General features: G+C 40.9%; 17 protein-coding genes. 10 read left to right on the forward strand and 7 right to left on the reverse strand.

What is annotated here, in order from left to right:
* Window positions 1–6: 6 nt before the first annotated feature.
* The 5 genes from BUA11_RS01110 to dnaA form a co-directional block, all read right to left on the reverse strand.
* Entirely contained in the window at window positions 7–1,521 is a 1,515-nt protein-coding gene (locus tag BUA11_RS01110) for an ABC transporter ATP-binding protein (RefSeq protein WP_072757863.1), read from the reverse strand.
* 206 nt (window positions 1,522–1,727) lie between these two features.
* A complete protein-coding gene (locus tag BUA11_RS01115; protein ID WP_072757421.1) occupies window positions 1,728–2,828 on the reverse strand; it encodes a BMP family lipoprotein in 1,101 nt (366 codons plus the stop codon).
* Window positions 2,825–4,705 (reverse strand): hypothetical protein, encoded by a 1,881-nt coding sequence (locus tag BUA11_RS01120; RefSeq protein WP_072757423.1) that lies wholly within the window; start codon window positions 4,703–4,705, stop codon window positions 2,825–2,827. The genes BUA11_RS01115 and BUA11_RS01120 overlap by 4 nt, the downstream gene beginning before the upstream one ends.
* Window positions 4,706–4,961: 256 nt before the next feature.
* The gene (locus BUA11_RS01125; protein ID WP_072757425.1) at window positions 4,962–5,144 is read right to left on the reverse strand and encodes a ferredoxin; all 183 of its coding nucleotides are present in this window, start codon (window positions 5,142–5,144) and stop codon (window positions 4,962–4,964) included.
* A gap of 102 nt (window positions 5,145–5,246) precedes the next feature.
* Window positions 5,247–6,578, reverse strand: coding sequence for a chromosomal replication initiator protein DnaA (gene dnaA, locus BUA11_RS01130; RefSeq protein ID WP_072757427.1), 1,332 nt, complete (start codon window positions 6,576–6,578; stop codon window positions 5,247–5,249).
* Window positions 6,579–6,953: 375 nt separating this feature from the next.
* Here dnaA and BUA11_RS01135 point away from each other — a divergent pair, with 375 nt between their 5' ends.
* From BUA11_RS01135 to BUA11_RS01180, 10 genes are all read left to right on the forward strand, one after another.
* The gene (locus BUA11_RS01135; RefSeq protein WP_072757429.1) at window positions 6,954–7,781 is read left to right on the forward strand and encodes a M55 family metallopeptidase; all 828 of its coding nucleotides are present in this window, start codon (window positions 6,954–6,956) and stop codon (window positions 7,779–7,781) included.
* A 43-nt stretch (window positions 7,782–7,824) separates the two neighbouring features.
* A complete protein-coding gene (locus BUA11_RS01140; RefSeq protein ID WP_072757431.1) occupies window positions 7,825–8,706 on the forward strand; it encodes a bifunctional enoyl-CoA hydratase/phosphate acetyltransferase in 882 nt (293 codons plus the stop codon).
* Between the two features lie 50 nt (window positions 8,707–8,756).
* The gene (gene arcC, locus BUA11_RS01145; RefSeq protein ID WP_072757433.1) at window positions 8,757–9,692 is read left to right on the forward strand and encodes a carbamate kinase; all 936 of its coding nucleotides are present in this window, start codon (window positions 8,757–8,759) and stop codon (window positions 9,690–9,692) included.
* Between the two features lie 276 nt (window positions 9,693–9,968).
* Window positions 9,969–10,853 (forward strand): 16S rRNA (cytosine(1402)-N(4))-methyltransferase RsmH, encoded by an 885-nt coding sequence (rsmH, locus tag BUA11_RS01150; protein WP_072757435.1) that lies wholly within the window; start codon window positions 9,969–9,971, stop codon window positions 10,851–10,853.
* A 165-nt stretch (window positions 10,854–11,018) separates the two neighbouring features.
* Window positions 11,019–11,285, forward strand: a complete 267-nt coding sequence (locus BUA11_RS01155; protein ID WP_072757437.1) for a hypothetical protein — start codon at window positions 11,019–11,021, stop codon at window positions 11,283–11,285.
* The gene (locus BUA11_RS01160; protein WP_072757439.1) at window positions 11,282–13,051 is read left to right on the forward strand and encodes a peptidoglycan D,D-transpeptidase FtsI family protein; all 1,770 of its coding nucleotides are present in this window, start codon (window positions 11,282–11,284) and stop codon (window positions 13,049–13,051) included. The genes BUA11_RS01155 and BUA11_RS01160 overlap by 4 nt, the downstream gene beginning before the upstream one ends.
* A gap of 251 nt (window positions 13,052–13,302) precedes the next feature.
* Window positions 13,303–13,845, forward strand: a complete 543-nt coding sequence (rplJ, locus tag BUA11_RS01165) for a 50S ribosomal protein L10 (RefSeq protein WP_072757865.1) — start codon at window positions 13,303–13,305, stop codon at window positions 13,843–13,845.
* A gap of 56 nt (window positions 13,846–13,901) precedes the next feature.
* Window positions 13,902–14,288, forward strand: a complete 387-nt coding sequence (gene rplL, locus BUA11_RS01170; protein WP_072757441.1) for a 50S ribosomal protein L7/L12 — start codon at window positions 13,902–13,904, stop codon at window positions 14,286–14,288.
* A 283-nt stretch (window positions 14,289–14,571) separates the two neighbouring features.
* Window positions 14,572–18,120, forward strand: a complete 3,549-nt coding sequence (gene rpoB / locus BUA11_RS01175) for a DNA-directed RNA polymerase subunit beta (protein ID WP_072757443.1) — start codon at window positions 14,572–14,574, stop codon at window positions 18,118–18,120.
* A 110-nt stretch (window positions 18,121–18,230) separates the two neighbouring features.
* The gene (locus tag BUA11_RS01180) at window positions 18,231–23,183 is read left to right on the forward strand and encodes a DNA-directed RNA polymerase subunit beta' (RefSeq protein ID WP_072757445.1); all 4,953 of its coding nucleotides are present in this window, start codon (window positions 18,231–18,233) and stop codon (window positions 23,181–23,183) included.
* 77 nt (window positions 23,184–23,260) lie between these two features.
* Here the strand turns inward: BUA11_RS01180 and queD are convergent, their stop codons facing one another.
* Both queD and BUA11_RS01190 read right to left on the reverse strand, forming a co-directional pair.
* Window positions 23,261–23,617: a 6-carboxytetrahydropterin synthase QueD gene (gene queD / locus BUA11_RS01185; RefSeq protein ID WP_072757447.1), complete on the reverse strand. Its 357-nt coding sequence runs from the start codon at window positions 23,615–23,617 to the stop codon at window positions 23,261–23,263.
* Window positions 23,601–24,701, reverse strand: a complete 1,101-nt coding sequence (locus tag BUA11_RS01190; protein WP_072757449.1) for a Gfo/Idh/MocA family protein — start codon at window positions 24,699–24,701, stop codon at window positions 23,601–23,603. Before BUA11_RS01190 ends, queD begins: the two co-directional genes overlap by 17 nt.
* Between the last annotated feature and the right edge of the window lie 136 nt (window positions 24,702–24,837).

Genomic DNA, 24,837 nt, shown 5'->3' on the forward strand with positions numbered 1-24,837 from the left:
GCTCCTTCATCTCTTACCACCTCTGATTTCTTCGAGTTTCTTACCAGCCATCATTAAACCAACCTCTTCTATCGTTGTTTCTTCTGGTTTCACTTCACCCATAATCTGCCCTTCATACATCACAAGGATTCTATCACTTAGTGAGAATATCTCTTCAAGTTCCATAGATATAAGCAGTATGCCAACGTCTTGCTCACGCATCCTTAAAATTTGCCTATGTATAAATTCGATCGCTCCAACATCCAAACCTCTTGTAGGTTGAGCAACGACCATGAATTTTGGACCCGCTTTTATTTCCCTTCCAACAACTAATTTCTGTTGGTTTCCTCCAGAAAAGTTCCCGCCCAGGTGCTCTATAATCCTCGGACGAACGTCGAACTCTTCCATCAGCTCTGCTGTATATCTCTTAATTTCCTTATGATTCAAGAAAGCACCATTAGCAAATGGTCTTTTGTAATGTCTTCCGAGGACAACATTATAGTAAGCTGGGAAAGGCTTAATTAAGGCGTGTTTCAATCTATCTTCAGCGATATGTGTCATTCCCATCTCTCTAAGTATCTTCGGATGTTTATTTGTTACTTCAATACCTTCGAAAATTGTCTGACCTTTTTCTGCTTTACGAAGCCCTGTAATAGCTTCAACCAGCTCGGTCTGACCATTTCCAGCAACACCCGCTATGCCAACTACCTCGCCTCTTCTGACTTGGAACGATACACCCCTTACAGCATCCAGATGCCTGTTATCTTTGACCCACAGATCTTTTACTTCAAACACGACGTCTTTCGGCTTATGCGGCGCCTTGTCAAGTTTTAAAACAACATCTCGGCCAACCATTGCACGCGCAATTTCTCTTTCGTTCGTCTCTTTTGTTATTAATTCACCAGTAACTCGACCACCGCGCATAACAGTTATTCTATCACTTATTTCCATAACCTCGTTTAATTTGTGAGAAATGAAAAGTATAGTCTTTCCACTGCTTTGCAGATTTCTCATTATGACAAAGAGTTCTTCAACTTCTTGAGGTGTTAAAACAGCTGTTGGTTCGTCCAAAATTATTATATTCGCACCTCTGTAAAGCGTTTTTATGATTTCAACTCTCTGCTGCATTCCAACTGGTATATCTTCTATTTTGGCATCGACATCGACGTACAAGCCGTACTTTTCGGACAATTCTTTGACTTCTTGACGAGCTTTTTTCAAGTCAAAGTTCAGTCCTTTAACCGGTTCATTACCCAAAACAACGTTTTCTGCAACAGTTAGAGTGTTGACAAGCATGAAGTGCTGATGTACCATTCCGATTCCTGCCTTAATCGCGTCACGTGGACCAGTGAAGACCTTTTTCTGACCGTGTATGCGTATCTCTCCGCTATCTGGATGGTACAACCCATAAAGCTGGTTCATCAATGTACTTTTACCTGCACCGTTTTCGCCGACGATAGCGTGTATCTCGCCTTTCTTAATCCTAACGGTTACCCTGTCATTTGCCAAAACACCAGGGAAGCGTTTCGTTATCTCAACCATTTCAACAGCGTACTCTTCGTGGTGCCTAACATCTTTCGTGACTTCTCCGACAACTTCGTTCACTATACGTCCACCTCCAAATCGTTATAAACATATCCGCTTTTCCGCTTTGACAAGCCAGCTTACAATCTGGCAACTGACTTATCAAAACGGGGGCATCCCGCCCCCGGAAGATCAAAACTCGTCAAGCTTTAAAAACACGAAGATTATTTTGGAAGCTTTACGCCCTTTACTGTAAATGCCTTGAGCGCATCTTCTGAATCTGGAACTACTACTTTACCTTCTATAATGAGCTGCTTCAGGTAATCGAGTTCTTTTAATACATTTGGTGCAAGTTTATCAACAATTTCCTTTGTGTATTTCATTTCTGACATCCTTACGCCTTGTTCCTTAAGGCCGAGATTCTTAACTCCACCTTTGAACTGGCCTGTGAATGCCCACTTGACACCGTAGTATCCTGCCATGTCAACACCCTTCATCGCGCTTGTAAGAACAACTCCTGGTGCCATGTAGTCTTGGTCAACGTCAACACCGATTGCGTAGTAAAGAGATTTACCTGCCAATGCATATTTCTTTATGTTTTCTAAGCCTTTACCTGCGAGTTTTTCTGATCTTTCCTTTGCTGCTTCGATAACACCATTACCGCAAGCTCCAGCTGCTGCAAAAATTATGTCAGCACCTTGTGAGAATTGTGAAACAGCGAGGTCTTTACCCTTCTTTGGATCGCTGAATTCATTTGTGTAACCTCTTAAAATAGTTATTTTCTTTCCTTTGAGATCTGTGTAAGCCTTTATACCTGCTTCGTAACCGTATCTGAATCTTTCAACTGGAGGAATAGCAATACCGCCTATGAAACCTACTTTTCCTGTTCTTGTCATCGCAGCTGCTATGTATCCAACTAAGAACGCTGATTCTTGTTCTTTGAAGAGGAAGTTGATAACGTTTGGAAGTTCTTTATCAAACGCTATATCGATTCCCGCAAAGTATACTGTTGGATACTGTTGTGCTACTTTCATGAGTGCATCTGTCATCATGAATCCAACTGCGAATACTATACCACCATCTTTTTCTTTCATAACTTCTTCCGCTGCTTTTGTAAGGTTTGGTATGTAGTCTGACTGTTCTTGGGACATGATAACCTTTGATTCAACCTTGAGTTCTTTCGCTGCCCTTTCGATACCGGCCCACGTGCCGTCGTTGAAAGACTTGTCGCCAAGTCCGCCCGTGTCAGTAACCATAATAGCTTTGAATGAGAATCCAAGTGTCAGAACAACTGCCAAAAGTGCGAAAACCAAAAGTTTCTTCATACTCTCTCCCTCCTCCTTAGGATGTGGTTTTTGTACAGCCAGTAAATACCGAAACCTAATGACACTGCAAGAATGTATGGAACTAACCAATTAACATACATACTTATCGATGGTACACCAACTTGGATAAATACTGTTTGTGTCTTTAACAACGTTAGCAGAGAAACTGCTACAGAGCCTATAAGTGGTACGAAAGCTTCCTCCCTTTTGAGTGCTGTTAAGAATAGTGCCAAAGCCAAGAGTATTGAAGCGGATAAGCCATAAAAGACTTTGTAAGTAGGAAGCAGCACGTACGAGGACTTCTTTGTTTTCGCAACAGTGTCAACCAACATCTTTGCGTGCGAACTTTGGAAATTCGACTCGATGAAATCTATGATGTAATTTCTGAAACCATCAGAGCCAACTGATGCGAATTTTGCAAAATCTTTTTCGAAAGCTCTTAAAAGTTTCTGCACTTTGGAAAATCTCTTCGATTCGAAGTATATGAAGTCTTCGATTTCCTTTTTGTGATCCTTTTCATCCGCTCCTATACTTTTTGCATATTGAATCCTTTTTTCAAAATTCTCTGGTACGAACAATTCTTCTGGGAGGTCAAAAGTGTCTATTTCCAAATCGCTTAACAGCGTACTGAACTTCGATACAGATTCGTTTACAATCGTATTATAATCTTTGAGTCTTATTTTTATAACAGAAAGGTCATCTTTGAAGATATCTTCAATTAAACTTCGGTAAAATGGCGAGTTTTCAAATTGTTCTTGCATCAATAAATCTCTTGTTGCAAACGATGGAATGAAAAGAACAACACCAAGAGCGAGGGAAAAAACAAAATATACGTATTCCTTCTTGACTAAGAAATAGAAGAGAGAGAAAAATATGGCAATGGCAAGTACAATTCCATATATCATTCCATCGACTGTCGACTGAATGCTGAAGAACGTTCCTATGTATACAGTTTCAGCTGAAATCATTAATAAGAGAGGAATTTTTACGTTCTTGAATCCAAAGTACCAAACCAAGAATAATATAATGTATGCAACCCATCTAAGCCAGAGATAATTAGCCTTGACAGGTGTTAGGCGAACAAATTCTTTCGCAATCTCATTTTTCAGACCAGCTATCAAACCAAATGTGCTTCTAAAAATTGTTCCACGTGTTCGCATTATCAGTGTTTCCGGGTCAAACTGTTCTGAATTTTGCTGAGCCTCGGTTATTATCTCTGAAATGCTCTTAATTACTTCTGGTTCTTTGATAAGTAAAGCTATAACTTCCTCTTCTTCACCATTGTAGACTGGAGTATAAACGTAATCGCCGATTACGTTCTTTCTCAATTTTTGGAGTTCCTCAGGAATATGTTCTAAATTAATATCCGCACCAAACAAGTACGCTGAAAGATCCTGCGCGTAATTTCCAAAAGCTCCAACTATTCTGAATTGATAATCATTAAAGAAGTCGTTGAAAATTGGGGAACTCTTTATCAATTCACTATCAAACTTTCTGTTGTTAAGTTTTGCTTCCCAGTAGGCAAGAAACATCGCTTTTGCTAACTTTTCCTCATCTGAAGATGCATTTTCGAATGGTTTCAAAGCTTCCAAGTAATCTCCTGTCTTTTTCGTTGTTTCGGTCTTTTCTTTGGAACCTACGAAATATATTTTGAAGAACCTGTAGAGAGGTAGATCTAAATTCACCAAAGAAGAGGTTTCTTTGTAATAATCAGAACTAACTGAAAGGTACGACTTGTAAATCTCTGCTGCCTTCGAAATATCAAGTGCGAAGTTGAGATTTGCGAGTGAAACAAGTATCAGCAATGACACAAAAATAACGTAGGAAAATCTTAGTGAGACTCCTTTACAAGCTCTCTTTTCAAATCCTTCTTTCACTACCTACACCTTCCTTTTCTATGTATTAAATTTCATATTTTGTTCGGCTGTTAGCTCAACGATTATATTATATCACATATGTTCTTTTCAAGTTAACTATTTACGTGATTTGTTATAATGAGTAGTAATGTATAGGTGAAATATCGAGCTTTTTGCAAATATAAGTTCAAAAACAGTAAAAAATCAATTTCCTCTAAAAATAATGGGGGCATGTGCCCCCAAACTTTTAATTTTCCGTCTTCGTTGTGTTTAAAACTCACTCTTCAATTATTATAGCTGCCGTTGGACAGCTGTCCGCAGCATCTTTTGCGCATTCGAGGTCTGTCTCAGGTTGTAATACTTTTGCTTTCATATCGTCGCCAAGTTTGAACACGTCTGGACAGAGATTCTCACAAACACCACAGCCAATGCATGTTGCTTCATCAACTCTAACCTTCATGCTTTAGCACCTCCTTTTCAAAATCAAAAGTATTATAGCACAACTTTTTCTATTGGCAAATGGTACTCATTACTCTACAAATTAAACACATAAAGAAAACGCTTACGAAGATGCATTTCCCGCCTTCTTTTGGAGTTCAATTTCGATTAACTTCATGTGGCCAATCAATCTTTTATCTTCTTGCATTTTCTCTTCGATATTTTTCACAGCACTTATAACCGCAGGGTGACTCTTGGAGAAAATTTCACCAACTTTTCTAGTCGACATACCGAATTTCCTCACCATCAAGTACATGCACAGCTGTCTAGCCATTGCAGTTTTCTTGTCTCTTGAATTCGAAACTAACTCTTCCTTGCTTACACCGAATATTTTAGATGCAGCATCTAATATGTCATGGTCTGTACTCCTTGTGTCCTCGATAAGTACGTCTTTAAGTATAGATTTAGCCGTTGAGACTGTAACCTCTCCATACATGCTCTTGTAAGCAATTAATTTGACAACGGCACCTTTCAATATTCTTATGCTTCCTTTTAGATGTCTTGCCACGTATTCAAGAACCTCATCTGGTACATCAGCTTTTTCTTCATCAACAATTTTCTTCGATATTTTGTACATGGCTTCTTGCGATGGGGTCTTGATTTGAACAACTATTCCCATTTGGAAGCGTGAGATAACCCTGTCTTGGAATTCTTTGAGTTCTTTTGGAGATCTATCTGAGCAGACTATAATCTGTTTTCCTGATTCGTACAGAGTATTAAACGTGTGGAAGAGTTCTATCTGAACTCCTTTTTTTCCAGCAAGGAACTGAATATCGTCTATGACAAGTACGTCTATTTTTTTTCTATATCTCTCCCTAAATTCTTCCATGTTTCCTGTCTTCAGCTTTGTCACAAGTTCGTTCATAAAGCTTTCGCTTGTGAGATATGCATATCTCAGATCAGGGTTGTTTGAAAGCAAGTAATTGCCATAGGCCTGCACAAGGTGTGTCTTCCCCATCCCCGCCTCACTATGTATAAATATCGGGTTGTAAGTCCCAGGTTTTTTCGCAGCTTCGAGCAATACATTATATGCAAATTGGTTGAATTCATCGACAACAAAGTTGTCAAAAGTGTATTTTGGATTGAGCGGTGTTATCAAAACTGGTTTTTTTCTGACAAGTGCTACGTTGTCAGAAACAATCTCAGAGTTGTCAGAAAGGCTTATCGGTGCGTCAACTATTTCATACGTTGCACCGGGACCAAGTACCTCACCGACAACTTTTCTCAATATCTTATCGAACTTTTTTTCGATATATCCTTTAATAAAGAGATTGCCCACCTCAAAAACAACGTGGTTCTCTTCTATTCTTTTGACAGAAAAATCAATAAACCAGTGTTCCCATTGCTGTCTGCTGACTTTTTCTTTTAACAAGGAGAGCAATTTTTCTTTGTTCATAAAAACACCTCGAAGATTACATAAATTTAACTCATCAAAATGTATAAGGATGGGGCATTGAGTATTATCTCACAGGTGCGTGTTAAAATTCAAGACAAATTTTATGTTAACATATGAATGATATCTTCCTAATGAAAATGCCATATGACAATGTATTACGATTTTGTTTAACGCAGCTAACTATATATGCTCCATCTTATCCGTATTGATATTTTGCAAATAGAAAATTAAACATAAAATGTTTCTATTTTCCGTTAGAGGGATTCATTCGCAGACGAACTCTTGATTATGCTCAAGTATGCAATTGTATGCTCTGCTTTGCCTGACTTTATATCGTAAATCGAATACGCTATAATTATCTAAGGGGTGGGGTGTATGAAAAGGATTTATATCTCTTTCGATTTCGAAGGACTTGCTGGTATAACAAGCTGGAGCGATGTCGATAAGAGGAGCCCTGATTACAAGAGAAAAGAAATGCTAACTCAATTACGCGCATTTTTAAGTGGGCTTGGTGACTGTGAGATAACGCTTGTAGATTCTCATGCCAGTGGTGACAACATCCCTTGGGAAATAACAGATGAGTTTCCAAATGTAAATCTTGTAAGTGGTGGTATTAGACCTTACTATATGATGTACGGAATTGATAGTTCTTTTGATTTTGCCGTTTTCTTCGGCTATCACGCCGGAATTGGAACGTTGAATGCAAATATGGATCACACTTATTCAAGTTCTTCCATACACAACATATGGATCAACGGAATAGCGATGAACGAAGCTTTAATAAATGCAGCATACGCTGGGCTTTATGGTGTGCCTGTTGGATGTATTGTTGGGGATGACAAAGTTGTTGAGCAAACCAAACCATTGCTGAATAAGACGATTTATATTCAAACCAAGACATCTATTGGACGACACAGCGCTATTATGAAGCCTATGAAGAATCTTCTTCAAGAAATAGAAGAAACAGCAAAGGTACTTTCAAAGAAAGAACGAAGCAACTTTGAGATTTTCACATTCAAATCGCCAGTAGAAATGCTTGTAGAGTTTTCTGACACGCTGAGAGCAGATTTAGTTTCATCAATGCCACTTGTGGAAAGGTTAGATGGCAGAAGAGTAAGAATTATGAATGATGACTACAAGGTAATCTTTGAAGCGCTTCTCGCAATGACGTACATATGTGCTGCTGCTCGAATACTCATTTAACGAAATTATTTGCTAAGACTATACAACTTGGAGGTGTTGTTGAATGCTTAGGAGCCTAAACGACATCATTGAGATGGCAAAGGGCAAGAATAAGGTAATTGCGATCGCTGGTGCTGAAGACAAAGAAGCTATAAAAGCTGTACATGAAGCTAGTGAGCTCGGCGTTTCCGCACTGTTGTTTGGTAAGAAGGAGATTATAGAGAAGAACCTGGCAGAAGTCGGCGCCGATTTTCCAATAATAGACTGCAGAACAGACGAGGAATCTTCAAAAGAAGCTGTGAAAGCTGTTGTCGAAGGAAGAGCGCACATAGTAATGAAAGGGCTCGTAAAGACTTCAACGCTTTTGAAAGCTGTTCTTGACAAAGAATGTGGCTTGAGAACTGATAGGTTGCTCTCACACGTTGCAGTCGTTGAAGTGCCTGGTGTGAATAGGTTGATCTTCATAACCGATGGCGGAATGGTTATTAAACCAACTTTGGAGCAGAAAGTTCAAATCATTGAAAATGCAGTTTCAGTGGCAAAAAAACTTGGATACGAGATGCCGAAAGTCGGGCTCATCGCTGCTGTTGAGACTGTAAACCCAGATATGCCTGAGACACTCGAAGCATCTGTAATTGCGAAGATGAATGAAAGGGGCCAGATTAAGAATTGTAAGATAGATGGGCCTCTCGGAATCGACAACGCTTTGAGTGTCTACGCTGCGGAAGTAAAAGGTGTTAAGGGTGATGTTGCGGGACATGCTGATATATTGGTTGTTCCTGATATACACAGCGGAAACTTCCTCGGAAAATCCGCTGTATATTTTGCAAACGGCAGAATTGCAGGTATAATAGCTGGAGCCAAAGCACCTGTAATCGTCATATCAAGAGCTGATACAAGCGATTCAAAGTTTGCTTCCATAGCTCTTGCTATCGCTCTTTCGTGAACTGATATAATAATCTGATTGATAACCACAGAGTACACGGAGGTGTTTCGATGAAAAAGTTGGCAGTTGTTGCAATAGGTGGTAACGCGGTAAACAGACCTGGTGAAGAAGCTACGGCGGAAAACATGATGAAGAATCTTTCAGAAACGGCGCACTTCTTGGTGTCGATGTTAGATGAATACGATATCGTAATAACTCATGGCAACGGTCCTCAAGTTGGCAATATACTCGTACAACAAGACCTCGCAAAACATGTTATACCACCATTCCCACTTGACGTTAATGATGCGCAAACACAAGGAAGTCTTGGTTACATGATAGCACTGACATTGGGCAACGAGCTTAGGAAAAAGAATATCGAAAGGCAGATTGCTGCAGTAGTAACGCAAATCGTTGTTGACAAGAACGACCCAGGTTTCCAAAAACCAAGTAAGCCGGTGGGACCGTTCTATTCAAAAGAAGAGGCGGAGAAACTCCATCAAGAGAAAGGATGGATAATGAAAGAGGACGCTGGTCGTGGTTGGAGAAGAGTTGTTCCATCTCCAATTCCTCTTGATATAGTAGAGAAAGATGTCATAAAAACGTTGGTCGAAAAAGATGTTATCGTCATCGCAGCTGGTGGCGGAGGTATACCAGTCATTCAAGAAAATGGCGCGCTTAAGGGTGTCGAAGCGGTTATAGACAAAGACAGAGCAAGTGCACTTTTGGCAAAAGAGATCGAAGCGGATATATTGATAATACTTACAGGCGTTGAAAAGGTATGCGTAAACTTCAAAAAGCCAGATCAAAGAGAACTCGACCATCTGACAGTTGAAGAAGCAAAGAAATATCTTGATGAAGGACAGTTCCCATCTGGAAGCATGGGTCCAAAGGTTGAAGCAGCTATCGATTTTGTGACCTCTACAGGTAGAGAATGTCTTATTACCGATATGGCTGTTCTCGATAAGGCTTTGAAAGGTCTTACAGGAACAAGAATAACAAAATAGTATGCTTAAGTAGACATTTTACAACTAAAAGCAGGGCAGGTTAGCACCTCCCTGCTTTTTTGTTTTGTTCATCAAAATACCGTTAATCTCAAATGTAAACATTATGTTAAATTATACTATACTTCAGTATATATCTCATAAATGTCTGAAAATAGCATAAATACTATATTTTCGAACGTATACTCAAATATATGAAAATTGCAATTTGCACACGATTTGTTCTACAATGTAGATAGGTTTTTTCTAATTAGCGGAGCGGAGTTGAGTACAGAAGATATGAATAGGCTGTATAGTGAGCGTCACATCCCGGTTTTGTTGAACGAAGTTGTTGACAACTTAGTGTGGAAGCCGGACGGGGTGTACGTAGATTGTACGGTAGGAGAAGGGGGACACACCCAAGCGATAGCGGAGCGGATAGCAGCAAGTGGTGGTAAAGTTATTGGTTTAGACGTTGATAGCGAAGTGTTGCAGATAGCGGAGCGAAATCTGGAAGCCCACCCGAATGTCCAGCTCTTTAAATTCTCCTACGTTGAATTGCCCGTCTTGCTGAACCTATTGCAAGTCCATAAAGTTGATGGACTTCTTGTTGATTTAGGGGTGTCTACCTACCAGCTTAAAGCAGAAGGTAGAGGTTTTTCGTTTAACCAAGACGAACCTCTCGATATGAGGATGAACCTCGAAAATGACTTGACCGCCTATGATGTTGTTAATACCTACCCGGAAGAAAAATTAGCCGATATTATATATTCATATGGCGAAGAGAATTTTGCGCGCAGGATCGCACGCTCCATTGTGCAGAGTAGGCCTATACATACCACTCGAGAACTTGTTGAAGCGATAAGACGCGCTTTGCCATACAAGGAAATTCATGGTAGAAAAAGGCATTTTGCAACAAAAACATTCCAAGCAATTCGAATAGAAGTGAATAAAGAACTGGAAAATATAACGAAGTTTTTGTCTTTTGCTCCAGACTTTTTGTCACACGGAGGAAAGCTTGCAATAATATCGTTCCATTCACTTGAAGATAGGCTTGTTAAGCATGCGTTTAAGGATGATCCGAGACTAAAACCATTGGGAGATTTCATTGCACCAAGCTTGGAAGAAATATCAGTTAATCCAAGATCCAGGAGTGCAAAACTCAGAATAGCGGAGAGGGTATAGAGGATTATTTCTTAGAAAGCTTTTTGTTTTCTTTTGTTTATTGAGTGTTTAAGATTAAAAAAGAACTTTCAGCGGAGAGGGTGTTTCTGCCATCTTTGTTTTTCGGCAGAGATTTTGGGTACTTAATTAAGGAACATATCAGCGGAGCGAAGGGGGATATGTAGTATGACACTTGTCAGGAGCAAGCGGAGAGAAGAAGCTCTGGAAGGTTTGCGTGAGGAGCGAAGGGTTCTCGTAACTTTCAAACTTGTTTTACCATGGGTTTTACTACTTTCACTTATTGTCGTAACTTATGCTCTAAACGTCAAGACAGCCGAACTTTCGAGGCAGGTTGAGATGTACAGGAAGAACTTAGGCGTTTTAGAAGAACAGACAGAGGCACTTGATGTACAGATCTCGAAATTAATCTTAGGACGTGATGTGGTAAATTGAGCAGACTTCGCTACAAACTCGTATTAGTCTTACTAACAGCATTTATATCGTTCTTAAATCTAAAGGTATATATTAATATCTCGACTAATCAGTATGCCGTTAAGAGCGTTACGCCTGCTCTACGCGGGAGCATTTATGACTCACGTGGCCGATTGTTAGCCACTAGTGAGATAGTGTACACCGCATACCTTGATTTAGATTATCTAAGAAGTTTTGCCGGTAATGGTTTCAAAAAGGATCCGGATTTTGTAAAGATGCTCATGAATTTTGGAATTGCTGAAAAGATTTCCGAACTCGACAGCAGAAAGATCTTGCGCCTTGGAAGTGTCCAAAAAAGGGAAGAGGCTATCAAAAAGATTCCAACCATATATTTAAAATTCGTCTCGATAGAGCCGGAAGAAAGGCGGAACAGTATTTCAGATTTTGGGCTTTCAATGATTATCGGAAAGACAGATCAAAGATATGGAATATCTGGAGTTGAAGCGTACTTTGACAAGATATTGAGACCTGTAAGAAACGGTATAGTCCAGATGAATTACTCAGGTTTCTTGGGTAGAAGAATAAACACTTTGTCCATCGATCCTCAAAATGGAAAGAATGTGCGGATTACAATAGATAGTGGTCTCCAACGCGAACTGTACAAGCTCGCCAGTGATTACAAGGAAAAGAAGCAAGCAACAGAAGTTGGAATACTCATAATGGAAAGTAAGACAGGTAAACTCCGCGTAGCACTCACCACTCAAAGTTGGCCCACATACTACATGGGTTATATCGAACCGGGTTCTACGATAAAACCTATCCTCTTTGCATCAGCTATAGAGCTTGGGTTGGTCAACAGCGATAGCCATTTCTACTGCCCGGGTTACGTTCAGCCAATTGAAGGTCTTGATCTGAAAATAAAAGACCTCGAGGTGCATAAGGACATTAACCTCTACGATGGTTTAGTCCATTCTTGTAATGTTGCCTCCGTTTTAACGGTTAAGAAGATAGTCGATACATTCGGTACCGAAAAATTGTACGAAGTCCTCTCGTCATTCGGCTTTGGAAAAGAAACCGGAATAGAGCTTTCAGGAGAGATACCTGGCAAACTGAATCCACCCGACAAGTGGTACAGAGCTGACTGGGCATTTATTGGTATAGGCCAATCGATAGGTGTTACACCAATTCAGCTGCTCGCGGCTTTTAATACGATCGTAAACGATGGCGAATATGTCCAGCCAACGTTAGACGATGAGAAGGTCCCAAACAAGAAAAGACTCCTTTCGAAAAACACCACTAACATAGTTAAAAATATGCTTTTTGATGTCGTAGAGAAAGGTACAGGTATCAATGCGAGAATTGAGGGAATCAAGATATTGGGAAAGACGGGAACGGCTCAGAAGAATCAGAAGAAAGACGTTACAGCGATCTTTGTCGGGCAAGTGTATTTAGATATACCCTATACTGTAATGGTATGGGTTGATTCACCGCAGAGTGAGAAGCTAAGCAGTATAGTCGCTGCACCGTTTTTCAAAGATGTGGTACTGAAAATCAAAGAATTTCAGGATAAATATGAGAAGAAAAACATCAGCGATTTTTCCTCTCTTCCGGATATGAAAGGCTGGACACTTAAACATGTAAATGAATTTTTGAAGTCAAGCACAACAACGGACATAGCAGTTCGAATTCATTCGCGTGGCCTATATGTTTCCAACTATACATTATCAACCACGAACGAAGCAACGGTTATCGACCTGTGGTTAACACCCACCCCACCAATAGATTAATAATGACTTCTTGTTCATCAATATCTACGATTTACAAAATAGTTACACAATTTTCACCATGAAAATTCCTTATTTGATAAAATATCCAATGTATATTGCCGTAGATTGCAGGTAAAATAAAGTCCACTAAGGACGCCTGCAGGAGGCACAGAAGGTTGGAACTGCTCAGCACTTCATATAGTGTGGCAGTTTTTGTATCCTTCTGTATGCCTCGAAAAGAGGCATTTTTTATTTCTATGGGAGGTGAAGATGTGCTTAGAAGACCTGAAAAGGAGCAGTTAGTTAGTGAATTGACAGAAGAGTTTAAAGGTGCTTCCTTGGTTCTTTTTACCGATTTCACAGGACTGAGCGTTGCACAGATGACCAAACTTAGAAGAGCTTTAAGAGAGAGGTTCGGAAACGACGCGAGGCTCACAGTTGTAAAGAACACACTTTTGAGAATGGCTCTTAAGGATGCAGAGTACGATGTTGAACACGAAAAAGTATTCTTCGGACCAACAGCTGTACTCTACGTCAAAGCCGGTGACCCCGTTGAAGCTATAAAAGTTTTCTACAACTTCGTAAAAGAGAACAAGGGTACGCCTGTCTGCAAGGGATTGTATCTCGAGAAGAAGTTCTTCGCGGGCGAACAGCTTGAAGACCTTTCAAAGCTTCCTTCAAGAGAGCAGCTCCTCGCAATGGTCGTTGGTGGTATCCAAGGTCCAATCAGAGGGCTTGTCAATTCTCTCGCAGGTGTGCTTAGAAGTGTGCTTTACGCTCTTAACGCAATTAAGGAAAAGAAAGAAAATCAGTAAGTGGTAAGAAAAATCAAACCTTAAGGAAGGTTCAAAACTTATAGGAGGTGTATATTATGACATTGGAAGAACTCGTAAAAGCTATTGAGTCTTTGACGGTTGCAGAACTTGCGGAACTCGTTAAGATGCTCGAAGAAAGATTTGGCGTAAGCGCAGCAGCTCCAGTAATGGCAGCAATGCCAGTGGCAGCAGCGGCAGCACCAGCAGCGGCAGTAGAAGAAAAGGATACATTTGACGTTCTCCTCAAGAGCTTCGGTGCAAAGAAAGTCGAAGTCATCAAAGTTGTAAGAGAAATCACAGGACTTGGCCTTAAGGAAGCAAAAGACCTTGTTGAAAAAGCAGGCGCAGCAGATGCATTCATTAAACAGGGTGTAAAGAAGGAAGAAGCAGAAGACATCAAGAAGAAGATTACAGAAGTCGGCGGAGAAGTTGAAATAAAGTAACAGATTTTTCTAAACAAAGAATATTATGTATCAAACCCCGCACAAGACTGTACAGTGCGGGGTTTTTGTGTTTTAATATATAATTGGCATATTATTGACCTCATAATCTGTGATTTCTGCCACAAGTAGTTCAGATATCGCTTAAAAACACAATCCTTGAAATTTGCCGTTCATAAGTAAGGCATTTTTTCTGACGGCTTTTTATTTTTTGAGCAATTCTTTTCCCCCTCAAAATGTAATTGCCAACCACTTACGTATCGACACTAAGGAAGAGGTGATCGTGTTGAAAACCTATCAAGTTGGTAAGAGAACAAGGTATTCCTTCGGCAGGGTAGATGAGATTATTGAAGTCCCCGACCTCGTGGAAATCCAGCACAAATCCTTCAAGGAGCTCTTAGACAAGGGCATTTTGCGCATTCTCAAGAAGTTCAGTCCCATCACATCAGCAAAGACAGAAGGTCGACGCGAAAAAGGTTTTAGTCTCGAATTCGTTGGATTTCGTGTGGGAGAACCACTTCACTCTGTTGAGGAATGTAAACAGAGACTTTTAACATATGTTGCCCCATTCTATGCAACAGTCCGCGTGACAGATCTTTCAACCGGTGAAATGCGTGAAGAGGAAGTTAGTCTCGGTAATTATCCAATCATGACCCAAAACCAAACATTTGTTATAAATGGTGTTGAAAGAGTTGTGGTGAGCCAGCTCGTCAGGAGTCCTGGCGTGTACTTTGTAGAAGAGCCTACAAAGAACATCGGTTCGAAACCAATATATTTAGCTCACTTCTTGCCGGTAAGAGGTGTTTGGCTCGAAATATTACTCAACCTCAACGATGAAACGCTATACGCTCGAATAGATAGAAGAAAGAAACTGAATCTTTTCTTGGTTTTGAAGACCTTAGGTTACCAAAATGACTTGGATATTCTTTCGTTGTTCCCAAGCTACATAGATGTTGAAGATGACTATACTTTAAAACATTCCGAAGGAATAATCATTTTGGAAAATGTTGTTTCCAAATCAGGTGACATCCTTGCGGAAAAAGGTTCTATACTTACCCCTACACTTATAGATGTGTTGCGTGAACATGGAATAGATAAGATAAAAGTTGTTAACAAGTACATTTTTAAGACATATGCGAAACTGAAAGAACGCCTGAAAATGCCGTTAGAGGAAAATATAAGCGAGCTGAGGGCGTATATGGAAATATACAAGGAACTGCGCCCTGGCGAAGTATTCAGATACAATGCAGCCAAGTCTTACTGGAACAACCTTTACTTCAACGATGAGCGCTTTGAGTTGACAGAAGTCGGACGTTATAAGATGAACAAGAAACTTACAAATAGCTACAGAAAGTTCCTTGTAGAAATTGAAAATAGATCCCCGAAGAGCGTTGAGAATATAGAGTACAACGAGAACTCCAATGCCTTGACACCGATGGATATAGTACTCGTTGTAAGAATGCTTCTTGATGTAGAGAAACATCCAGAAACTCTTGATACGAAAGACCATTTGGCGAATAAGAGAGTTAAAGATGTCGGTGAACTGATAGGCTCTGAATTTGAAAGAGCGTTCTCTAAGTCGGTCCACCAGATACAAGAAAAGCTTGCAACTTACACAAGCTTAGATAAGATTTCTATTCCAAGTCTTATAAACCTTAGAAATGTAATCGCTTCTTTGAACAGTTTCTTTGCCACGAATCCGCTGTCTCAGTTCATGGACCAAGTAAACCCGATCGCTGAATTGACACACAAAAGAAGGCTTACGGCTGTTGGTCCTGGCGGTTTGAAGAGAGAAAGGGCGAGGTTCGAAGTTCGTGACGTTCACCACTCGCATTATGGAAGAATGTGTCCGATCGAAACGCCAGAAGGTGGAAATATAGGTCTTATTACATCGCTTTCTGTTTATGCGACAACCGATAAGTTTGGTTTCTTGGTAACACCGTACAGACGCGTTGTGAACGGTAAGATTACAAATGAAGTTGTCTATCTCGCAGCGGACGAAGAAGAAAATTACAAAATTGCATCATCAACAATTGCAAGAAATGATGAAGGCAACATTCTCCAAGAGAGAGTGCCGGTCAGGTACCTCGAAAAGATTGTCTACGTGCATAGAGACGAGGTTGAATTCGTCGATATTTCACCAAAACAAATCGTCAGCGTCACAACTGCTCTTATTCCGTTCCTTGAACACGATGACGCTAACCGTGCCCTTATGGGTTCAAACATGCAAAGGCAGGCTGTTCCTCTCATAAAACCGCAAGCACCTCTCGTAGGAACTGGAATGGAATATCCTGCAGCTATCTACTCAGGACATGTGGTACTGGCGAAAAACGATGGAATAGTTAAAAAAGTCGACGGAAGGAAAATAATTGTCCACAGAACGGATGAAAACGGTAACCCAATGTACGATAGAAACGGTAACCCGGTTATAGATGAGTACACATTGTTGAAGTACGTGAGATCTAACCAAGACACATGCATCAACCAAAAACCTATAGTAGACGCTGGAGAGTTCGTCAAGAAGGGCACGCCGATAGCCGATGGCCCAGCGACAGATAACGGAGAACTTGCACTCGGTAGGAACGTGTTAGTCGCGTTCTTGCCATGGGAAGGCTACAACTTTGAAGACGCTATACTCGTAAGCGAAGAGCTCCTTGAAGACGATGCATTCACATCTGTACACGTTGAAGTTTACGAAACAACGGCACGCGAAACGCGAGTCGGTCCAGAGGAAATAACCTCAGAAATACCCAACGTTTCAAAAGAAAACCTCAGAAATCTCGATGAGAACGGAATAATAAGGATAGGTGCTTACGTTGGTAAGCAGAAATACTTTACATCGCAAGACATCCTTGTTGGTAAAGTAACACCAAAAGGTGAAAGCGACGCAAGTCCTGAAGAAAAGATAATGAGATCCGTCTTCGGTGAAAAAGGTAAAGACGTTAAAGATTCTTCATTGAGAGTCCCACACGGCGTTGAAGGAAGAATCATTGGCGTTCACGTGTTCCATAAGGAAGAAGTTGGAGACTTAGGACCTGGTGTGAATACGCTTGTTAGAGTCTATCTGGCAACTAGGAAACCGCTTGACGTTGGTGATAAGCTCGCAGGTAGGCACGGTAACAAAGGTGTTGTATCGATGATATTACCGAAAGAAGACATGCCGTTCTTACCAGACGGAACTCCGGTCCAAATAGTGCTCAGTCCACTTGGCGTTCCATCACGTATGAACATCGGTCAGGTGCTTGAGACATCTCTCGGTTGGCTTGCCAAGTTGACGAACAGGCACTTCGCGACGCCAGTGTTTGACGGTGCAAAAGAAGATCAAATTTTGCCTGAACTGTACAAAGTAAGGGAACAGCTCAACTTGCACCATGGTGATGATCCAGCAAATCCTACGGGTAAGGTGATTTTGAGAGATGGAAGGACGGGTAAAGAATTCGATTCACCTGTGCTCGTCGGCTATATGTACATTATGAAGCTCATACACATAGCAAGAGACAAGATACACGCACGCGCAACAGGTCCATACTCACTTATTCACCAACAACCACTCGGTGGTAAGGCTCAATTCGGTGGTCAAAGGTTCGGTGAAATGGAAGTTTGGGCACTTGAAGCTTACGGAGCATCCTACACGCTGAATGAAATGCTCACGGTAAAAAGTGATGATATCAGAGGTCGTACAGAAGTTTACAAGGCAATCATGAAAGGCAAGAACTTGCCAGAACCAGGATTGCCAGAAAGCTTCAAAGTTCTTGTCAGAGAATTGAAAGGTCTTGCTTTGGATGTGCGTGTCTACGATGAGCATGGAAATGAAATAGATGTCGAAAAGCTATAATATATTGTTCAAAACACGAGTCTTTTAAAAGGCGCTTGTAAATAGTAACTTCTTAATCGGAAAGCGAACCGTTTAACTTTTTTACCCGACGTTAAGAGGAGGGAAAATGAATGAGTTCTTCTTTTAAGAGAAAAATCGCAAAAGTGAAAGTTTCCGTAGCATCGCCCGATGTTGTCAGGATATGGTCAAGCGGAGAAGTTAAGAAAGCCGAGACGATCAATTACCGTACCTTTAAGCCAGAAAAAGAAGGTTTGTTCTGTGAAAGGATATTCGGACCTGTAAAAGACTACGAATGTGCTTGTGGAAAGTACAGCGGAAAGAAGTACGAAGGTACGGTTTGTGAAAAGTGTGGTGTAAGGGTCGAGTCAAAAGAAGCAAGAAGGAGAAGATTCGGTCATATAGAGCTTGCTGCACCTGTTACACACGTTTGGTATCTTAAAAACACCCCAAGTGTCATAGCGACACTTTTGGATATGACCGTAAAAGATATTGAAAACATAGTCTACTTTGGCAGCAGGCGTGTGAATGAAAGGGTCGTCATCGTAACCGATCCAAAAAATACGTTATTTGTCAAAGGTTCCATACTGAACCAAACGGAATACGAAATATATGCTAAAAAGTGGGATTTTGAAGTCTCGCCAGCATATATTGTCAAAGAACCAAGGACACCGCTTATCTCTGATATAGACGGGGAAGTCCACCTCAAGCACGAAAGAACGCACACAGACAGGGATTTAACTTGGATCACAGTCAAGAACGTTATGCGAACTGAACTCAGGCTTTACACTGGTATGGAATTGAAAGTAAAAGACGGGGATTTTGTAAACCAAGGTGACGAGATAGTTCCAGAAAAGCACGTTAACGCAATATTTGCACCATTCGACGGAACAGTTGAAGTGGATCAGTTCTCAGAAAGTGTAACGATTAATCCTTTGCCAACGAGTAAGAATACACCAATAACGTTCTCTTTACCTTATGGCGTAAGAGCTCTTGTCAAAAACGGAGATAAGGTAAAGAAAGGGCAGCAATTGACAACGGAAACGATACTGCCAAGGTTGATAGCACCTGTTTCCGGTACTATTAGATACAGTAAGCAACTCAATTTGAGGCCACTGGAAAATGGCTCGTATGAAGTTATAACCACTGGTGAGCTGTACATAGAAAACGTTCAGCATACAAAGACCTATCCCGTCTTTGAAGGTGCTCTTGTCTACGTACAAGACGGTGAAACAGTAAGAGCTGGCGATGTACTGGCTGATAGATTCTTATTTGAAGATGAAAAATTAACGGCAGAGGAGTACAAGCTTTTCAGCCAGCACTACCATGGAATGTTCGTTGTTGAAGAGCAAATCGAAAACGATAAACCAATAATGGTAATTACACAAATAGACTCAGACGTTGCACAAGAAACAGGATTAACGAAAGGGCAGATAATTACTCAACAGGACTACGAAGCATACAGCATGATATACCCTGGGAAGATAGAAGCAGAGACAGGTGCTGCCGCAATTAAGAAATTACTCCAACAGCTCGATCTCGAAGTGATGAAGGCAGAGATAGAGAACGAACTCAACAACATACCAAAGAGCAGTGTTAGGGCTAAGAAGTTATTGAAGAAATTGAAGATAGTGAAGGATCTTATCGACAGTGAAACGAAACCTGAATGGATGGTCCTCGAAGTCTTGCCAGTCGTTCCACCGGAAATCCGTCCGATGATTCAGATCGACGGTGGAAGGTTTGCAACGACTGACCTAAATGACCTTTACAGAAGAGTACTGATGAGAAACAACAGGCTCAGAAGATTGTATGAAATGAACGCACCTGAAGTTATAGTAAGAAACGAAAAGCGTATGCTTCAAGAAGCTGTCGATAATTTGATCTTCAATGGAAAGATAGGTAAGGCTTACGCAGATAGAAATGGCAGACCTTTAAAATCGCTCACAGACTTGATAAGAGGTAAGAAAGGTAGATTCAGAAGAAATCTCTTAGGTAAGCGTGTCGACTACTCCGGACGTGCTGTCATAGTCGTCGGTCCGCACCTCAAGATACATGAGTGTGGTTTGCCAAAGAAGATGGCACTCGAGCTCTTTGAGCCATTTGTGATCGCAGAACTTTCAAAAGAAGAAAACGTTGAAGCAACACAGACAAAAGTCAAGAAATACAGAAAAGAGCTCCAAAGAGAAGACCCGAAGGCTTGGGAAAAGCTCGAAAAAGTTATCCAAGGTAAGGTCGTCCTTCTCAACCGTGCTCCAACACTTCATAGAATGTCAATACAAGCCTTCGAACCGAAATTAATTGAAGGCAATGCTATACAGCTGCATCCGCTTGTATGTCCACCGTTTAACGCAGACTTCGATGGTGACCAGATGGCAGTCCACCTACCACTTTCACCTGCTGCACAAGCGGAAGCAAGGTTATTGATGCTTTCAAGGTACAACATAATCTCTCCAGCGCACGGAAAACCGATATCGATGCCAGGTAAGGATATCGTAGCTGGTGTTTACTACTTAACGATGGTCGGAAAAGACTACGACAAAATTCAACCAGAAGAGATCAAATGGAAATTCGCAAGCTCCGAAGAAGCGGAAATAGCTTATGAATTTGGATATATAAAACTACACGAACCTTTACTAATTAACATCGATGGCAAAGTAATAAAAACAACGTTTGGAAGGGTCATATTCAACGCCATATTGCCAGAAGAACTCAGAGACTACAACAAGACGATTGGTAAGAACGGAATCAAGGATGTCGTGTACAAAACATTCAAAACGCACGGAATCGATAGAACAGCGGACTTGCTCGATGACATAAAAACTCTTGGTTTCCACTACGCAACAGTATCCGGTCTTACTATAAGTTTGAAAGACTTCTTGATTTCGCCTAAGAAAGACGAAATAATAGGCGAAGCTATGAAGAAGATAGAAGAAATAGAAAGGCTCTACGAAGAAGGTCTTCTTAGCGATGATGAAAGATACAAGGAAACGATCAAGATTTGGACGAAGACTACGGATCTTGTCCAGGAAGAAACATACAAATACCTCGGTGAGAATCCGTTCAACCCAGTATACATAATGGTCGATTCTGGAGCAAGAGGTAACAAAGACCAGCTTAAGCAGCTTTCAGGTATGCGCGGTCTTATGGCTGACCCATCAGGAAGAACGATCGAGATTCCAATTATCTCTAACTTCCGCGAAGGATTGTCAGTTCTTGAGTTCTTCATCAGTACGCACGGTGCAAGAAAGGGATCCGCAGACACGGCATTGAGGACAAGTTCTGCAGGATATCTTACAAGAAGGCTCGTGGATGTTGTTCAAAGTGTCGTCGTCTCACAACCTGACTGTGGTACTCACGAAGGCGTTAGAGCTTCCAAGATGAAGAGCTCTGACAACTTCGTAGTTGAAAAGATCGAAGACTTCATATTCGGCAGATTACTCGCAAAACCTGTTTATGATCCAGGTACGGGTGACGTACTCGTTAATCCTGAAACAGGAAAAGTGTATGTCAAAGATACTGTTATCTATGATGAAGATGCTAAGTTCCTTTCAAATTACAAGAAGCGCGTGCCAGTTGCTGAAGAAAGAATCTTAGATTTGACAAAGGTAGAATTGCCTGAGGTATATGCTGAGCTCGCAGAAGATGTCGATCTGGGTTCTGAAACGTTAGTTAGCGAAACAGAAATTGACTGGGAAGTAATAAAGAAACTTAGAGAAGCGAATGTAAAATCCGTAAAGATAAGACTCTATCCAATCGTTGGAAACGTCGTTGCAGAAGAAATCATATGGGATAAAGATAGAAAGAGACAATTAGCTGTTGAAGAGGAACAAATCGATTCGAACCTTGCAAAATTGCTCGCAGAAAACAACATCGAAAGCATAGTTGTTAGGCCGGAGATATACGTCAGGTCACCACTTACATGTGAGTCAGAGCATGGCATTTGTGCTAAGTGTTACGGATTGGACCTTTCAAACCACAAAGTTGTGAACGTTGGCGAATCAGTAGGTATCATCGCTGCACAATCAATCGGTGAACCAGGTACACAGCTCACAATGAGAACTTTCCACACTGGTGGTATCGCAACAACAGCAGACATCACGCAAGGTTTGCCAAGGGTCGAAGAGCTATTCGAAGCTCGAAAGAAGACAAAGGATCCAGAAGGTATATTCTCCAAAGTAAAAGGTACAGTTGTCGACATCTCTCAAGACGAACCAAAGAAGATATACGTACAAGACGAACTTGGATCCATACATGAATACGTTGTACCTTCAAGAGTGAGAATTAACGTAACCGTTGGGCAAAAAGTTCTCCCTGGTCAGTCACTTACAAGCGGCTCACTCAAGGTGAGAAGGATACTTGAAGAACTTGGTGTTGAAGACACAGCAACGTATCTGCTTAAAGAAATCAAGAAGGTTTACGTACAACAAGGTGTCGATATTCACGACAAACACTTTGAGCTTATAATCAAACAGATGCTCAACAAGGTCGAAGTCATCGAGTCCGGTGACACCGACTTCTTGCCAGGTGATCTTGTGCCAATCGCTCTGATCAACAAAGTGAACAAGGAAATCATGGAAAACAACGCAAAGATAGAGCTTAACAGAAAGAGACTCATTGAAAAAACTATAGCAAGGCACATATTAATAAAGAACGAAGAAGGCATTGTCGAAGAAATAGCCAAAGAAGGCGATGAGGTGACGGAAGAACTGCTCGAAAAACTCATCAACTTCGGAGTAAAAGAGGTTGTTGTACTAAACCATGACAAAGAGAAAGAAGTATACCAGATACTTCCAAAAGAAACAGCAAAATACAGAAGGAAATTGCTCAGAATCACACAAGCATCGCTTGAATACGAAGGCTGGCTGAGTGCGGCAAGTTTCCAGCAGACACAACAGGTCCTTACCGATGCGGCAATCAAAGGTGCGTTAGACACGCTAAGAGGTCTCAAAGAAAACGTCATCGTAGGACAGCTGATACCAGCAGGTACAGGATTTGAAATCTTCGCAAACGTCCAGTATGAGGAAACACCAAGACATGCAAAAGAAGAAAAGGAAAAATTAGCATGATTGACACAACAACTTTCGAAGAAATTTTAGAGCAAAAAATTAAAATTAAGCGGTACCCAGCAGGGTACCGCTTTTGCTCATTTTCTATAAATTACAAAAGAAGTTGGCGTTTCCCATAGTCTTATTTCTGAGAGTTTGTACCTTTCATTGCTCAGATGTGGTTCAAGCTTTTTCCATATCCACTCAGCAATATTCTCGGCACTTGGCTGAGGGATTATCTCATTTATGTACGCATGGTCAAGATAGTTCAGCACTTCTCTCTTAACAATTTCCTTAAGCTCGACAAAATCAATTACCATACCCTCTCTGTCTTTTTCACCACACACCATGATTTGAAGTTTGTAAGTATGCCCATGCAATTTCTCACATTTTCCGTGATACTCAACTAAATTATGTGCAGCATCGAAAGTGAATTCTTTAACCACGCACAACATAATGTCCATTCCACCCTTTCATTATGTTCGTATCGAACTCGAACGGGAATTTAACAGGTGCATTCTCAAGTGCCGATTTGTAAATTGCGAGGACTATCTCTACTGCCTTTCTTCCTTCTCTTCCCGGTATTTTCGGTTCCCTATTGTATACAATAGACTCGTAGAAGTCTCTGTAAAGCGGAACGTGTCCTGAACCGTAAACTGTGTCTGGATCGGGTAGTTCCATAAAAGGATGAGAATTTTCATCTGGGAATTTCCAGACTTGTATTCTATTTACAGCGAGCCCGCCTATAACAACGGTACCGTACTCGCCAAAGATAGACAACGTCTCTTCAAGATTGCGCGGGTAGATTGTCGATGTTCCTTCTATGATTCCAACACTGCCATTTTTGAACTTTATGATAGCACCGCCGAAGTCTTCAGCTTCAATGTACGGGTGCTGGAAGTTGCGAATAACACCGTAGACCTCTTCAATTTCACCACCGAGCATCCATTGTAGAAGGTCGATGTTGTGTGTGCATTGATTCATCAGAGAACCGCCATCAAGTTGCCAAGTCCCCCTCCAGTTAGCCTGTTCATAATAATTCTTATCTCTATTCCAGCGTATATTTGCAATACCATAGTTTATCTTCCCAAAAGACCCATTTTCGACCTTTTTCCTCAACTCTTGTATCGGAGGGTTAAACCTATTCTGGAAACACACTCCTAACTTCACATTCTTATTCTGTGCAGTTTCTATCATCTCATCGATGTGCTTTGTCGACAAAGCCATAGGTTTCTCTACAAGTACGTTTATTCCTTTTTTGAGGAACTCCATCGAAATCTCGTAGTGATAACCGCTCTCCGTTGCTATCGCGACAAAATCTATCTCTTCATTATCTAATATCTTTGTATAATCGGTGTATATTCTTGGTTCGTATCCGAGAACATTCTTAACCTTCTCAGCGCACGCTTGCGCTTTTTCGGGTACGATATCACAAAAAGCAACAGCCTCAATGATATCAGCATTTTTCACTATCGCTTCGACATGTTTCGAAGAACCTATCCTTCCGCATCCTATAAGCGCCATCTTTAGCTTTCTCATTACTCCACCTTCCTCCAGTGCATACTCTCAGTGCATCTTTTCACGTTTTTTCATTCACTGAATGAATTGATTAACTAAATTATACCACAAAAGGCGGAGCGTTCAATATTCCAAACTTTGCTTTGAATAGCTCCGC

It is taken from the genome of Fervidobacterium gondwanense DSM 13020, from assembly GCF_900143265.1.
GTDB lineage: Bacteria > Thermotogota > Thermotogae > Thermotogales > Fervidobacteriaceae > Fervidobacterium > Fervidobacterium gondwanense.